Origin of the sequence: Biformimicrobium ophioploci, assembly GCF_030270605.1 — a bacterium.
Taxonomy (GTDB): Bacteria; Pseudomonadota; Gammaproteobacteria; order Pseudomonadales; family Cellvibrionaceae; genus Biformimicrobium; species Biformimicrobium ophioploci.
Window position 1 is genome coordinate 26,146 of the sequence record NZ_BSYJ01000003.1, and the last position, 15,453, is coordinate 41,598.

Genomic DNA, 15,453 nt, shown 5'->3' on the forward strand with positions numbered 1-15,453 from the left:
CCCCCAAGTGCGGCATGTTGCAGGCGGCTGCCAGATGGCGGGTGCCTGCTTGTTATATGTCTTATGGCAGTTGTTTATACCGTAAGGGAGTGTAATTGCAACAGTGTTGCGATGGGTTATTACAAACTGATACCAAGGTACAATATGTTGTGCAGTTTTCTGCACCTGAATTGGTATTCCGGTCGGAACTTGATCACAAAATTGCCTGTCAGCGGTGTGCATCCAACAGCAGGTTGCGTGGGGTCAGTGCGGGTGGACAGAATTGCAGCAGCCGACACTGGTAGCCGTTTTCCTCGAGGAACAACACCCGGTCCAGTGCCAGCCAGACTTCCAGCGGGCGCCGGAACAGCATCCGCACCAGGTCCTCGCGGGAGCGTTGCCGGAAAAGCGCCAGCCCCTCACGTTCGAACCGGAAGAAGTCGAGGTTTTCTGCCAGGGATAACCCCTTCAGCTCGGCGCAGTGCCGGCAGAACGCTTCAAAGCTGCCTTTCAACAGGCGGGTGGGCAGCGACGGTACAGGCATATATTGCCCAGTGCCGGTGATTTGCTGCTGCAGGGCGTCGAACCCCAGGCGCCAACTCTGCATCTGTGCGCGTTGTCGCCGTTGCCTCGCCGGTGCTGTTTCTGTCTGGCGCACCGCGTTGCGCAATTCTTCGCGTGTGAGGTGCAGGCCTGTAACCCGGCCACTGCCGGACATGGGTTGGTACTGTTCGGGACCGTAAAGGTGATAACAGCAGGGCGACAGGGAAATCCGGCATGTGCCTGCATCTACTCCCTTTTCCAGCATGGTGACATGTAGTCCTCCACAAGCATGTAGGCCGAGCAGGTGGGTTTCCGGTTTGAGCCAGACGGCACTGGGCTCCGCAAGCACATCGCACTCGTGCAGGGATTGCGGGTAATCCAGCTTGCGTGCCAGTTCCTCCCCTTCTCGTACCAGGGTGCTGTCAATTTCCAGCGTATCGACCCGGCTACCGTAGCAGGCGTGCAGGTAACGCCCGAGATGCCCTTTGCCACCACACCACTCCACGACCTGCTGGCCGGCATCCCCGAGTGCGGTGCCGAAGGCGCGGATCTGGTCCGCCTTGCGCCCGGGTACCCCCACATGCCAGCGGCTTGCCCCGGCCGCATCGCCATGTAGTGCGGTGACGGCGGAATGCAGTGGCAGCTGGTGACGTTCAAGCGCGCAAAGGTGTTGCAGCTCGGCGGTAAATGGCAGGAACGGGCTGAAAAAGTCCTGCAGTTGCTGGTCGCACCCCTGCAGGAGGTCGACCTGCTCATCGCTCAGGGCCTGCAGGGCGTCATGAAGCGCAGGGTGCTGCCACTGGCGCGGCTCACCCTTGAAGGGTACCGGGCGCCAGAAGTGGGCTTCTTCACTGAGCAGTGCACCGAGCTGCTGGAAACGTTGGAGGTGTGACAAGGGGCAATAACCGCGTAAAAACCGTACCGGTTAATTTTACGCGGTTAGTGCCAGATGTGCTGCATCAGCCGTTGGCGCGGAATGCAGCCACCACCGGGATGCGCGAAGCACGCCAGGCCGGGAAGAGGCCGCTGAGCAGGCCGATCACCAGTGCCATGACCATGCCGCGGGCCACCAGATCTGTGGATAGTTCGAAGCTGAATACCACCTGGGTGAAGCTGCCGCCAAGCGTGGAAGCGCTCATGCCATCGAACAGCAGGAAAGCCGCCAGGGCGCCGAGCAGCCCGCCAGCAGCAGCGAGCAGCATGGCTTCGGCAAGGGTTCCGGCAAAAGCGGACAGGTTGCTGAAACCCAGGGCGCGCAGGGTAGCGATCTCCCCGGTGCGTTCCGCTACCGATGTGTACATGGTATTCAGTGCACCGGCCAGTGCACCAAGAGCCATGACGACGCTAATGAAAAGCCCGAAGAACGCCATATAGCGCAGCTGTTTGCCCTGCTCGGCGAAGAAGCTGGCTTCTGTTTCCACGTCCAGATTCAGGCGTGGATCCTGGGCAATGTAGTCACGGATTGCGTCGATGGAAGCAGAAGATTCAATTCGCGCGCGAATGGTCTGGTAGCTGCTTCCGCGGTTATACAGACTCTGGATAACCTTGGCATCGGCCCAGGCCTCGCTCTCGAAGACGTTGCCGCCCGTGCCGAAGATGCCCACTACCGTCCAGACGTTCTTGCCGAAACGGAGCTCCGAGCCCACGCTAAAGCCTTCAAACTGGGAGGCAACACCGGCACCGACCACCATTTCGTTGGTGCCGGGGGTAAACATGCGTCCCTGCTGTATTTCGAAACCCTTGCGCATGCCTACGCCGGTGACATCGAGCCCGCGCAGAGGGAGGTTGGCTTCCGTCTGCGACGATTTCTTGATCCCGTCGAGAATGACATACAGCTCCGCAGACACCTGCGGCGTATTGCCCTCCTTGAGTACGCCCGGAGCATCGCCAACCAGGTTGACCTGTTCGCGGGTGACGGTGCTGTTTATTTCGGATGCCGATCCACTGCGGGTGAAAATTGCCACGTTGTCCGAGCCTGCGCCCTCCAGTGTGGCCTCAAACCCCCTTGCCATGGCGAGGAAGGCAAGCAGGATGGCGACCACCACGGCACTGGCAATCACCATTGCCAGCGACATCCACAGTCGTTTCGGCAGGCTGCGGATGTTCATGGCGACGACAGCGGAGATTTGAGAGAGTAAAGATCCCATGACTAACCCCTTGCGAATGCGGTTGCGAGGTTGAGGCGCATGGCCTTGAATGCCGGCAGCAGTCCGGTAATGAGTCCCAGCGCGAGCATGTAACCCACAGCCTGGACGGCGATCTCCGGCGTCATCACCAGCCCCGGCAGGAAGCGCGCCATGGCAGCCTTGGCGCCCTCGATCAGCAGGTAGGCCGTGCCGAGGCCCGCCAGCCCGCCAAGCAGCGTCACCAGCATGGATTCCGCCAGTACCATGCGGAAAATCCTGCTGGCGTTGAAGCCCAGGGTTTTCAGCACCGCGATCTCGCCGGTGCGCTCGCGGACCGCAAGTGCCATGGTGTTGCCCACCAGCACCAGGATGGTGAAGAAAGCCATGAAAACGACCCCGAAGATGATCAGGCCAATGTTGCCGATCTGCTCGATGAACGCCTTGTTGAAGGCTTTCTCCGTACTTGTGTCGGTCTCCGCTGACGAGTTGGCAAACATTTCATCGATGCGTTTTGCTACCTGCTCATTGAGTGCCGGGTCCTTGGTGGTCAGGCCGATCCATCCAACCGAATCCGTATTCCAGCTGTTGGTTTCGCGAAAGTACTGGTAGTGGAATACCGCGGAGCGGGTATCCATCTGCTCATCTTCACCGGTGTAAATGCCGGAGATGTTGAAGTCCCAGGTCTGGCCACCGTCCTTGTGCGAGAAGATATTGGAGTTGAGAGGGATCTTGTCCCCGACCTTCCAGCCAAACTGCTCGGCAATCGCCTTGCCCACCAGCAGGCCCTGCCGGTCGCGCAGCCAGTTTTGACGCTGCTCAGGTTCCACCAGCAGTTCCGGGTAGACATCGAGATAGCTTTCCGGCTCTGCCGCGAAGGTAACAACCTGCTGCTTCGGGTCCTGGTAATAACCGCCGAACCAGTTCTGGAAGGTTACTTTTTCCACACCCTCGACGGAGCGGATTTTCTGCACATAGGAGATGGGTAGCGGGTTGGTGAAGTTAATCCGGTTGACCACTACCAGCCGGTCGTCTGCCGACATTTCCACACCGGAATCCAGTGCGCCCTTGAGTGCGGTCACCGCACCGTAGAGCAGGAATGCGATAAAGATCGCGAAGCAGGTCAGGAACAGGCGCAGCGGCTTGCGCGTCATGTTCTTGTAGATGAGGTAGAGGTCGGTCATACGATTTCTGCCTCCCGCTCGACAAACGCACCCTTATCCAGGTGCAGGGTGCGGCCTGCATATTTTGCAGCGCGCGGGTCGTGCGTCACCATGACGATGGTTTTGCCATGGTCGCGGTTCAGGATCTGCAGCATCTCCAGAATTTCGTCCGCGGTGGTGCGGTCCAGGTCACCGGTCGGCTCGTCACACAGGATAAGCTTGGGGTCGGAAACAATCGCGCGCGCAATCGCCACGCGCTGCTGCTGGCCTCCGGACATTTCACCGGGCATGTGTTTGGCGCGGTCTGCCAGCCCCACCAGAGTGAGGGCGGTCTCGACAAACTGGTTTCGCTGCTTCTTGTTGAGCTTGGTCAGCAGCAGCGGCAGTTCCACATTGCGCGCGGCGTTCAGCATCGGCATCAGGTTATAGAACTGGAAAATAAAGCCGATATTGTTTGCACGCCAGCGGGCCAGGTCGCCTTCCCCAAGGTTGTCGACGCGCTTGCCGTCAAACAAAATCTCGCCGCCGCTGGGCTGGTCGACGCCACCGAGCATATTCAGCAGGGTGGTCTTGCCAGAACCCGATGGGCCCATAATCGCAACGAAGTCGCCCTTCTTGATTTGCAGATCAAGGCTTTCGAAGATGGTGATGGTTTCCTTACCGCGGGTGAACTTCTTGGAAATTGCCTTGAGGTCATACAAGGTTTCACTGGCCATATCGGGTTCCTGTTTTTATAAATTCTTAGAGATTTTGCCGCAAACTGAATAATCGTTTTATGAAGTTTGCAAGAAGGCTACTTTTACGCCCATGTCCGGCAGGATGCGGCTGTCGTTGGCATCGATGCGAATGCGTACCCGCACGGTCGCCTTGGCACGGTCCGCAGTGGGAATGATGGCTATCACGGAAGCGGGGATATCCCACTCCGGGTAGGCGTCCAGATTGGCAATCACTTTCTGTCCGGTCGACACCCGGCCGATGAAGGCTTCATTGACGTCCACCTCGATTTCCAACGACGCCATGTCCACCAGGGTGCAGATGCCGGTGCGGGTAAAACCGCCGCCGGCACTGCTGGGCGCGACAATCTCCCCGGGCTGCGCATTCTTGACGGTCACGATGCCGGAGAACGGGGCACGGATGGTGTGGTCCTCGAGACGCTCGCGCTGACGCTGCACCTCAAGTTTTGCAACCTTGATATCGGCGCCGGCGCTTTCCAGGCTGGCTTGCAGGCGCGCCACCTCGGCTTCTGTGGCGGTACGCTCTGCTTCACTGGTGAGGTTGCGGCTGGAGATCCTGTCGAGGCGCTGCTGGCGTCTCTGCGCCTCTGTGAGCTGAGCCTGCACGCTGTTGCGTCTTGCCTGCAGCACTTCTACCTGGGCTTCGGCCAGCTGCAAGCTGACCCGGGCCACGGAATCATCCAGAGTGGCCAGCACTTCGCCTTCGCTAACCGACATGCCTTCTTCCACATTGACAGCGGTGATCAGGCCCATCGTCTCGGCGGAAACTGTCGCCATGCGCCGGGCAGTGATGTACCCCGACGCATTCAGGATACGCTCTTCATCGGATGCAATGATCCCGGACGGGGCAGGTGCGGTGTTAGCCCCTGGCTCCGCAATCTTTTCGCCGGTTTCGATTGTAATGGGCGCAGGCTTTGAGGTTTCGGGGCCAGAGAGCAGGGCGGCAGTAATTGATGCTGTCACCAGCGCGGTACCGAGTGCGGTCAGGAAGACAGGCTTGATCGGGATTGCAGGTGCCGGCGCCTCTTCCTCACGATCTATTTTTAACTGGTTGAGCAGTGAACTGGTATCTGACATGGCCTGACTCGTACAAAGGACAAAAGATTGCCCCCGTACCAGCAGGCTGGGTTAACTCTGGCAAAAAACAGCGCGATAGGGAATGAAAAAAGTGTGAAAAATTGATCTTTTCGGTAAGAGCGGAAATTTCCGGGTCAGGCCGGTTGCCCCAACCCGAAATAATCGGCAATGGCGAGCCCCACAGCCACTCCGGTAAACGGATCGTGCTCGACCACTTTGCCGGGGAAACGTCGCTCCAGGATATTGATGACAGCCGGGATCAGACAGGAGCCTCCGGTGCGCAGCACCAGGTCGACTTCTTCCGCGTTGATTCCGGCGACATCCAGCGCAGCCTGGATGGACTGTTCGAACTGTTGTAGCTTGGGCGCGATGATGGATTCGAACTGGTCGCGTGTGATTTCCAGTTCCACATCGATCTCCGGGATATCCAGGATCGCGCTGTCCTCGCGGGACAGGCGCGCCTTGAGGTTCTTGATCTCCTGGATGATCAGGTAACTGTGGTTCTGGGTAATGACTTCATACAGGCGCTTGAACTTGGTCGCGCCTTCATCGCCCTGTTCCATACGGTTCATCACCGGTGTGGTGTAACGGTTCTGGTTGAGCAGGTAGCTGACGGCCCAGTTGGTGAGCAGGTCCTCGTACTCAAAGAACGGGAACGGCGTTTCGATGTCGACGCCGTCACCACGACGGCGCCAGCTTTCGCCCTTGCCCAGTAACGGGAAGATCAGCGCGCGGAACACCGCCTGGTCCAGGTGGTCGCCGCCGAGGCCGATGCCGTGTGTGGCGAGTACTTCGAAGCCGTCCGCGCTCTTGCGCAGCAGGCAGAAATCCAGGGTGCCGCCGCCAAAATCCACTGTCAGTACGGTACGGCAGGGCGCTTCCGGGTTCGCGGTAAGGTAGCTGAGTGCAGCGGCGACCGGCTCCGGGTAATAGCTCTGGTCGGACACGCCGGCATGACGATAGGACTCGCCCAGGCGCTGTACGGCAATGTCGTTGTGGTCTGCCTCGCGGCCCTCGAAATTCACCGGGCGCCCGAGGCTGGCGTGGTTACCGGGTAGCGCCTTGCCGGTGATCTTGCGCAAGGAGGCCTGGATGGACTGGCGGATACGCACCAGGATGGGCGTGATCAGTGCCACCAGGCGGAACGGGCGGTCGAACACCATCAGGCGCTCCGAAGCCTTGTCGCCCAGCAGGCGCTTGGTGCCGCGGAACAATCGTCCCTTGGCGCCCGCATCATTAAAGGGCTGGCCGAAGACCTTTTCGGTCTCGGTTTCCTGCTGGTGCTGGCTCAGTTCGTCGATGCTGCCGGTGGAGGCGTCGCCAAGGTACTCCGCACTGAATTCCACCCGGCGCCCGGTATTGCTCTCGATATACAGTTCGATCGCGTCCTGGCCCGTGGAGGTGACAAACTGGCGGTCGATAAAGCTGGCAGACGGCATGATGGGGCCGCTGCGCTCCAGTGGCACCATGGTGACGTTGCGGCCATCGTAGATGGCAGCGACGCTGTTGCTGGTGCCGAAATCGATACCGATACCGAGCGGCCTTGCCGGTTGCACGCCACCGATTACGGAGAGGTTCTCTGTAGGGGCGGATTCGGGCATGGCCAAGGATTCTCCGGCTGTAGGGTTCAAAATATTCAGGGGGCCGGCATTTTCTGTCCCGCCCCGATGCTAGTCAAGCGGTGGGCCGGGTTAGCGGGGCCCGGTGCCGCCGGCATCCCTCAGGAAGCGCTGGAACTCCGGGTTATTGCGCAACAGCTTGCGCCCGGCCGCGATGAGCCGGTCCACCTCGTCATGCTTGAGTTCGAGGCTGGTTGGCAGTTTGTTGAAGAACAGCTTGGCCTCCTTTGAGGGAATACTGGCGAAGCTGATCTCCACAAAGTAGACCTGCTTCGGGTAGCCGAGCTCCGCGGTAATACGCTCAAATTCCCGGGCTTTCTCCCGGAACAGCTCTTTGGTCTTGCGGCTGGTTTCCTCAAGCCCCATGTTGGTCAGTGTGCTGGCCGCCTGGATCGCGCCGGGCTTTGCCGCCGACAGGCCGATCTCGGAATCTGTGCTCACCTCCGCATTGACGAGGATAACGAGGTTCTTTTCCGGGGCGTTGGCGATCTGCCGGATAAAGGTCTGCTCGTCGGTGAGTGCCATATGCTCCAGCAATGCACGCAGCCCCAAATTGTCGGCCACACCACCATCGACCAGGTGAATATAGGGGCGCCGCACCAGTGCCGCGTAGGCCTCGCGACGGTTCACAAGGCCGAATACCAGGGGACGGTCCTGCGGTGTTACCTGGTACTCACTGGTGGCCACATTACCGGTAGCGCGCAGGAAACTCTTGGGCACCCCGCAGTTGCCGTTGAAGTTGTTCAGCACAACCGTGGGAAACGCGACCGGTACCGCGGACGATGCGGTGACGGCCCGCGCAACACTGAACTCGTCCAGGTCTGAACAGAAAAAGTCGAAGTAATCCTGCGAGAATACAATGCCGAGGCCGGAGTAGAGGTCGGTTGCGGTGATCGCAACAAACGGGAGGTCACCTTTAGACAGGTCCGCATAGGTAGCGCCCTTGAACAGCAGCTGATCGTAATATTCGATCGCGAGCTCGGTCCTGTCGTAGCCGCCGAAAAGCAGCCGGCCCCAGTACATGGGGTTGAACAGGCGCCGGATCAGGGTGCTCTGTACACCGGATTTGAGAAAGTCTTTTTCGTAATCCTCGAAAATCCGCTCACCGTAGAGGCCGTAGTAGGCGGCGGTAAAGCTGCCGCCGGAGACGGATGAAATCAGGTCGACCTCGCTAAGCAGGGAGGTTGATTGTGCGGATGCCGGTGCATCGCTTTCTGCAGCCGGGTAGCCTGCAGGTCCGTCCGGGATACTGGTGTCCCGCAATTCTTTCATTACACCGTAACTCAGCGCGGATGCACGGGTGCCGCCGCCGGAGAAGGCCAGGATTACCTGGTGATCGCCGTAGCTCTGGGAAAACAGGGATGGACGATAGCCACTGGATTCATCCAGATAAGGAATAGGCGGGTTTTGCGGTGCCCGTGTGGCGGCACAGCCGGCCAGTAGCAGGCAGCCAAGCAGCAACCCCAGTGGTTTTTTTATTGTTTCCATACGCCGGGGAGTATAGGGCTCGCACAAGGGAAGTAAATCCTCGTGCGAGCCGCTGCAGCTTGCAGGCCTGCTCAGAAGCGCATATTGATGGTCGCCGAGAAGAAGTGTGCGGACACATCCTCGTAAGTGCCGTAGACGTCGCCGTTAAGCGGGCCGCCTTCCTGGTCCAGGTCCAGGTCGCCGTTCCAGCGCAGGGTGTATTGCAGGCCGAGCTCCATGGTCTCAGAGAGCATGCGCCGGCCGCCGGCCCCAAAGCGCCATTCGTCCCCCACCGGGAGATCGACCGTACGATTGCTATCGGACAGCATGCCCTCGTCATAGGCGATACCGAAGGAGACTTTCCAGCAGTCCACCAGTGTCTCCGCGCCGATTGCCGCGTGCCAGGTATCCTCGTAGCCGCGGTCAACCGTCACGCTGGTGGCTTCCTCTGCGCGCAGGCTGATTTCCACCAGCCCGAACTCTGACCAGTCCTGCCAGCCGATATTGCCGAGGATTGCCCAGTTGTTGTCGAACTGGTGATAACCACTGATCATCGCCGTCTGCGGAACTTCCAGGCCGAGCCTGAGCCTGGCGCCCTGCAGGCCGTTTCTCTCTACCGCCGCGCCCAGGATCGGGCCCAGGTTCTCAAAGGTGAGGCGATCCGTCGGATCGAATTCGATACTGGATGTGTACTGGAAGCCGAAGCGGGTCTCCGGGCAGGGTTCGTACAGGATGCCGAAATTGGCGCCCACATCCCAGTTGGTATCCTCGAATTTGAGGCGGCCATCCGGCAGGTCACCCTGCAGGCTGATATTGTTGATCCCGACTTTCTGCTCGAAGATCGAGTAGAAAAAATTGACCCCGAGACCCACAGAAACGGTATCGGTGAGCTGGTAGGCAACCGTCGGGGCAATGTTCAGCCCCAGCAGTATGACTTCCTGCAGACGGTAGCGGCCGGCCCAGTCGCTGTCGTACTCCAGCGGTGAGCCGAAGTTGCCGTACATGCCGATGCCCCATTTCCAGCGCTCGTCACCTTCTCCAACATAAAAAACCGAGGCCGCCGGCACAAAGCCCACCGGTTCTCCGCCACTGCCACCTTCAAATGTGGTCAGGTCGCGGTCCAGTGAAAGGGATATGTCGCTATACACCGCGGCGCCGCCAGCGAGCAGCTCATGCCCTTCAAGTCGCATCATGCCGGCCGGGTTTGAAGCGATGGTGGAGGCATCATCGGCCCTGGCGCTGCGCCCGGCTGAAGCGTAACCGGTATCCGGAGATCCGTATTCGTAGAGCAACAGGCCGCTGGCGTGGCTTACGCTGGCAACGGAAAGCATGCATGCAGTGGAGAGCAGATTACGCCTGAACATGGTGGTTTGGTTCCATAAAACAGCTACAGACCAAAAAATTGTAGGCGTGCGGGAGGCGTTTTTTTCCGGCGCGCAAAAAACGCCGCCACCATTTGGGACAAATGTACCGGGGCTGTCGCTTTATACCTCGGTCAGGCGCCGGATAATACGGAAGCTCTCTGCCGAATACAGTCCCGTAATGCCCCAAGCAGGTCAGCGGATGTTACCGGCTTGCTCACAGTTGTGAAGATTTCAACGCCGTACCGAATCTGTTGTGGCCTGTCTTCATTGCTCATCACGATGACGGAAGCGCCGGCCTCAACCGCAGATTCGAGGCAGGCTACGGCCTCCGGCGTATCCGGTTGCTGCCCGACGAGCACCACTTCCGGCTGGAACTCCGCGAGTTCAACGGCATTTTTTGTTGCGTCTACCGTTGCCCCGGTTGCCTCGATGGTGGTCGCCAGGAATTTGCGTACCACCGGGCTGTCCTCGATCAGCGCAATTCGCTTGCCTGCCAGGACTGCACAGCTACGCGCGCTGGCGGCTTCCTCGATCAGCCTGACCAGCGCATCGCCAATCGCCTGGGTTTTTTCACGCCGGGAGAGGCACGGCCCGCGCCAGCGATTGCTGATTTCCCTCAGGCACTGTTCGTCGATGGTGCTTGCCAGCAGCAGTCGGCGGGCGCCTCCAAAGGCGGGCGTATCGTCCGGGTTACTGTTGTCGCCATTGCAGTCCAGGCCGATTACGACGGCGTCGAGCGGTCTGCGGGTATCCGGTAGCAGTGGGTCCAGCTCAACGACTTCAAATCCGATGGATAGGAGGATGTTTTTCAGCTCGCCATCGCATAATTTACTGTTTTCCAGCAAACCCACGCGATAAGACAGTGAGGCCCGATTGTCGATGATGGGTGGGCCCGCAGCTTCCGCTTTTACCCTGGCACTGAACGCCGTGCCTCGATGCAGTGTGCTTTCCAGCTCGATATTGCCGCCCATGGCGGTAGCGAGTTTTTTACAGATCAGCAGGCCGAGCCCTTCACCCTGTAACTCTGGTTGTGCGTCTGCGGGCTGACGAAGCTGCTCCAGCAGCGCGTCCTGCTGGCTCCTGGTCATGCCAATACCGGTATCGCGCACCACCAGCTCCAGTTCGCACAGGTCACCGGTTCGGTTGCGTATGCGACATTCGACACGCACACCGCCGCGCTTGGTGAACTTGATGCCGTTGCCCACCAGGTTGGTCAGCAACTGGCTGAGCCGGGCTTCATCGCCGTTGATAAATTGCGGGATCTCCGGGTCCAGCACCAGGGCCAGCTCCAGCCCCTTGGCGTAGGCAGTGGGGGCGAGTTGCGAGAGTGTGTAGTTCAGGCAGCGGGAAAGATCGAAGTGGCGATGGTCCAGCACCAGTTGTCCCGCTTCAAAGCGGGAGATATCCAGCAGGTCATCTATCAGGCCGATCAGCTGCCTGGATGAAGACTCGATGGTGTTGACCTGTTCGTTCTGTATCTGGTCGAGCGAGGATTGTTTCAGCATCTGTGCATAGCTGAAAATGCCGTTGAGGGGCGTGCGCAACTCGTGGCTGACACGGGCCAGAAAATGCGATTTGGAGTCGCTGCGGGCCAGCGCCTGGCGGTGACTGGCGCGCAACTCGATGTTCTTGAGCTCGAGGGTTTCCAGTGTGGACTTGAGCTGGGAGGTTCGCGCGTCAACTTCCATCTGCAGGCGCTGCAGGAATTCGTTTTTCAGCTCGTGCGCCTCGCGTTCCTTTTCCAGCGATTGCTCCTGAAGCTGGAAGTGCTCGTTGCGTTGCGTGCGCATGCGCGAAGCCAGCGCCAGTGAGAGCAGCAGGACTTCCAGTACAGAACCGAACTGGGCCCCGTTTAACGTCAGTGAATTGAGGGGCAGGATATCCATCATGGCCAGGTTGATGGCGAGTGTACCGAGCATGAAAGCTGCCCAGGCAATTGTGAATATTTTTGCCGGGAAAAAGCCGTTCATCCAGCGCAGGATGCCCGCTCCCATCATCAGCAGCGGCAGGGTAACGCCTACCGCCAGCCCGATGATCACGCCAGTGGAGTATGAAATAAACGGGGCCAGCAGGGCGCCGATCAGGCTGGCTGCACTGATCCCCAGCAGCAGTTTCCCCAGCCAGCGATGGTGCTGATCCAGCTGCAGGAACTGGTAGCAGAAAAGCGGGCCAAACACGCAGGACAGCAGGGTAAACAGGGGAATGGCGAGGTTGTTCCACTCGGTTTGCGTGGGCCACAGGAACTGCGCGCCCATGCCGTGCAGGCTGACCTGGAAACACAGGTAGGAACCCACATAGAGCACATAGAACAGGAAACTCTTTTCGCGGGTGAACTGGTAAATGACCAGGTTGTAGATCAGCATGCAGACCATGATGCCGATATACAGTGCCTGCAGAACCAGGTCTTCCTGGTCGCAGGTGACAAATTCGTCCTGGGTGAGAAGCGCGATTGGCAGGTTTACCGGGCCCTCGGAGACAACCCGTAAAAAGTAGCTGGCGGTCTCGCCCGGTTCCAGCTCTATATCAAAGACATGCTTGCGGTGCGGCGTGCTGCGCTGGCTGATGGAAAGCATGTCGCCAGACTTGCCAATACGCTCGAGCTCACCATTTTCAAGGCGGTAGATCGCGATGAAATCCAGTGGTGGGTTGTCGATGTTCAGCTTTTCGCGGACCTCTCCTTCGGTGCCATTGCGGACGCTGAAGCGAAACCACAAGGCCTGATCGCGGAAGCCGAAATTGGGCAGGCGCTGGCTGACCAATTGCCAGTGCTCGTCTGCTTCCTCGAGGATGTTACGCGGTTCTTCCCGGCCGTTATGAACCTGGAGGGGCTGGACCAGGTCCAGCTGGCTGCCCGCGGAGGCAGGCAATGTGACCTGTGCGGAGGCGGCACTGGCCCACAGGGAAACAAAGAGGGTTACTAGCAGGAAGCAGGCCCGCAGAGCGTGACGGTAACGCATGACGGTAAATCTTTATTATTTCCTGAGCACGTTACCGGAATCCCCTTGTCGCGCCAAGGGTTATACGGCTGCAAACCGCTCCTGAATCGCCCCCGGTCAGTCCTGACTGTCGTTGTTGCTGTCGGGCTGACCTGTCTGATTGGTCATGAACAGGATCAGTTCCCTGAACTCCGCTTCGGAGCAGTCGAAGCAGAGCCCCTTGGGTGGCATGCCGCGGAAGCCATCCGTGGTGCTCTTCAGCAGCGTGGACATGCCTTTTTCCAGCCTGGGAGCCCAGGCTTCCGCATTGCCGGTCAGGGGTGCGTTGACTGCGCCGGTGGCGTGGCAGTTGTAGCAAGTGCGCTGGTAGGTTTGAGCAAGTTGCGGATCGGCGGGGCGCAGCCGTTTTGCCGCGGCCACCGGGTTTTCGGCTTTTTTGGAAGGCTGGGGTTGCCCGCCTGCCGGGCTGGTGCCTGAAGGCGCGCCGGGCGCGGCATCGCCCCCGCAGGCGCTGAGGCATATCGCCAGAGCGGTAATCATGAGCCGGTAACGCAGCATATTCGGTCCCTGTTACTGGTTTGCTGGATCTTTATCAGGGACTTTAGAGAGTCTGCCTGTGCGGCGTCAATCAGTTGCGAGGCTGGCTTGCGTTTGCCAGCTGGCCCCAGTAGGTTGACGGCTTCCAGTTATAAAAACAGGCCGCATCCCCGGGGCCGTGAAAACAAGGAGACAGTGGTGCGATCAGTCATTCTTTCCCTTCTGCTGCTGATGACAGTACCGGTAGCTCTGGCGGGCGAGCGCGAGGCTGCAGTGGCAATGCCGGATCGCTTCAGCGCGGAGGTTGCCGGTGCAATCCTGCAAAATGGTGGTAACGCGGTGGATGCCGCTATTGCAGCGCAGTTTGTACTTGCGGTGACGCTGCCGGAGGCGGGCAATATCGGCGGCGGTGGCTTTATGCTGATTCACAAGGACGGCAAGCAGGACTTCCTCGATTACCGGGAAATGGCGCCGGCGGCTGCGCATCGGGATATGTATCTGGACAAGGATGGCGAGGTGATCCCGGACCTGTCGGTGTACGGTATCCTGGCTTCCGGCATACCCGGCACGGTGCAGGGTATGTGGCAGGCGCACCACAGGCACGGCAGCATGCCGTGGGCCGAGCTGGTGCAGCCTGCCGTTGACCTTGCGGCAAAAGGCTTCGCCGTCCCGGAGCCGCTTGCCCGCTATGCCACGTCCTATGCAAGGCACGTGGGTGGCAAGCACCCGAGCGTGAATTTCGGCCGCTATTTTGGTGAACTGGAGGCCGGCAAGGTCTTCCGTCAGCCGGAGCTGGCGCAGACCCTCAAGGGCATCCGTGATGACGGCGCAGACGGTTTTTATCGTGGCGAGACGGCGAAAATCATAGCCCGGTTCATGCGTGAAAACCGCGGCCTGATTACGGAAAAAGATCTGGCGGCCTATCAGGCAAAGTGGCGTGAACCGATCGTGACCAACTGGCGGGATATGCAGCTGGTGTCTGCGGCACCACCCAGTTCCGGCGGTATTGCGGTGGCCCAGTGGCTGAAAATGTACGACCTCGCCCGTCCCCCGGAAGAGCCGCCGGTGCACAATAGCGTGGCTTACCTGCACCTGCTCGCGGAGGTCGGCAAGCGCGTGTTTGCCGATCGTGCGGAATACCTGGGGGACCCCGATTTTTATGATGTACCGGTCGCGCGGCTGATATCCGATCAATACGTCGAGCGCCGCAGTGGTGAAATCAACCTCGCAGCGATTTCTGATACCCCGTCGGTCAAGCCTGGCCTCACTGAAAGTGAGGAAACCACGCACTTTTCCATCGTCGACCAGTGGGGCAATGCCGTCTCCAATACCACCACCATCAACCTCGGCTTTGGCAGTGGTGTGGTGGTTGAAGGGGCCGGTTTCCTGCTGAATGACGAGATGGATGATTTCAGTGCGAAGCCCGGCGTGGCGAATGCGTTTGGTGCACTCGGCGGCGTTGCCAATGAGGTCCAGCCCGGCAAGCGCATGCTGTCTTCCATGACCCCGAGCATCCTGCTGCAAGATGGGCAGGTGCGTATGGTGAGCGGCTCTCCCGGGGGTACCACAATTATTACCAGTGTGTATCAGTCGATTCTCAATCTGGTGGAGTTCGGTATGGATGCGCAGCAAATTGTGGACACCCCCCGCTTTCACCACCAGCTGTGGCCGAAAGATACCATCCGTTATCAGGCCGGGCTGGACAGCAGCGTTGTGAAAGGCCTGCAGGGAATGGGCTATCGGATGCAGGAAAACGGCTTTGGCGACCTGCAGGTGATCGTTCGGCGTAACGGCGAGCTGGAGGCGGCATCACAGTCGACCGGGCGCGGAGCGTCCCGGGTGATAGCCTTCGCGCCCCTGGCCGTTCAATAGGCTTCCTTAACGTGACGTGATAGTCGCTCTGGTGCGCGC

At 59.6% G+C, this 15,453-nt stretch carries 11 protein-coding genes; 1 reads left to right on the forward strand and 10 read right to left on the reverse strand.

All coding sequences use genetic code 11. The annotated features are described in order from the left end of the window. Nucleotides 1-208: 208 nt before the first annotated feature. From QSJ80_RS06855 to QSJ80_RS06900, 10 genes are all read right to left on the reverse strand, one after another. Nucleotides 209-1,417: a methyltransferase gene (locus tag QSJ80_RS06855; RefSeq protein ID WP_285763685.1), complete on the reverse strand. Its 1,209-nt coding sequence runs from the start codon at nt 1,415-1,417 to the stop codon at nt 209-211. A gap of 64 nt (nt 1,418-1,481) precedes the next feature. Next, nucleotides 1,482-2,669 carry an ABC transporter permease gene (locus QSJ80_RS06860; protein WP_285763686.1) on the reverse strand — a complete coding sequence of 396 codons (1,188 nt, stop codon included), beginning with the start codon at nt 2,667-2,669 and terminating at the stop codon, nt 1,482-1,484. Nucleotides 2,670-2,671: 2 nt separating this feature from the next. Then, the gene (locus tag QSJ80_RS06865) at nt 2,672-3,829 is read right to left on the reverse strand and encodes an ABC transporter permease (protein ID WP_285763687.1); all 1,158 of its coding nucleotides are present in this window, start codon (nt 3,827-3,829) and stop codon (nt 2,672-2,674) included. Next, complete coding sequence (locus QSJ80_RS06870; protein ID WP_285763688.1) at nt 3,826-4,524, reverse strand: ABC transporter ATP-binding protein; 699 nt, start codon at nt 4,522-4,524, stop codon at nt 3,826-3,828. The genes QSJ80_RS06865 and QSJ80_RS06870 overlap by 4 nt, the downstream gene beginning before the upstream one ends. Nucleotides 4,525-4,581: 57 nt before the next feature. Beyond that, the gene (locus tag QSJ80_RS06875; protein WP_285763689.1) at nt 4,582-5,619 is read right to left on the reverse strand and encodes an efflux RND transporter periplasmic adaptor subunit; all 1,038 of its coding nucleotides are present in this window, start codon (nt 5,617-5,619) and stop codon (nt 4,582-4,584) included. A 134-nt stretch (nt 5,620-5,753) separates the two neighbouring features. Then, nucleotides 5,754-7,220, reverse strand: coding sequence for an Hsp70 family protein (locus tag QSJ80_RS06880; protein ID WP_285763690.1), 1,467 nt, complete (start codon nt 7,218-7,220; stop codon nt 5,754-5,756). A gap of 90 nt (nt 7,221-7,310) precedes the next feature. After that, complete coding sequence (locus QSJ80_RS06885; protein WP_285763691.1) at nt 7,311-8,726, reverse strand: patatin-like phospholipase family protein; 1,416 nt, start codon at nt 8,724-8,726, stop codon at nt 7,311-7,313. A gap of 71 nt (nt 8,727-8,797) precedes the next feature. Further along, the gene (locus QSJ80_RS06890; RefSeq protein WP_285763692.1) at nt 8,798-10,069 is read right to left on the reverse strand and encodes an OmpP1/FadL family transporter; all 1,272 of its coding nucleotides are present in this window, start codon (nt 10,067-10,069) and stop codon (nt 8,798-8,800) included. Between the two features lie 131 nt (nt 10,070-10,200). Beyond that, a complete protein-coding gene (locus QSJ80_RS06895; protein ID WP_285763693.1) occupies nt 10,201-13,026 on the reverse strand; it encodes a 7TM diverse intracellular signaling domain-containing protein in 2,826 nt (941 codons plus the stop codon). Nucleotides 13,027-13,122: 96 nt separating this feature from the next. Beyond that, complete coding sequence (locus QSJ80_RS06900) at nt 13,123-13,563, reverse strand: c-type cytochrome (RefSeq protein ID WP_285763694.1); 441 nt, start codon at nt 13,561-13,563, stop codon at nt 13,123-13,125. A gap of 177 nt (nt 13,564-13,740) precedes the next feature. Between QSJ80_RS06900 and ggt the strand changes: the two genes are divergently transcribed. Next, a complete protein-coding gene (gene ggt / locus QSJ80_RS06905) occupies nt 13,741-15,414 on the forward strand; it encodes a gamma-glutamyltransferase (protein ID WP_285763695.1) in 1,674 nt (557 codons plus the stop codon). Nucleotides 15,415-15,453 lie beyond the last annotated feature (39 nt).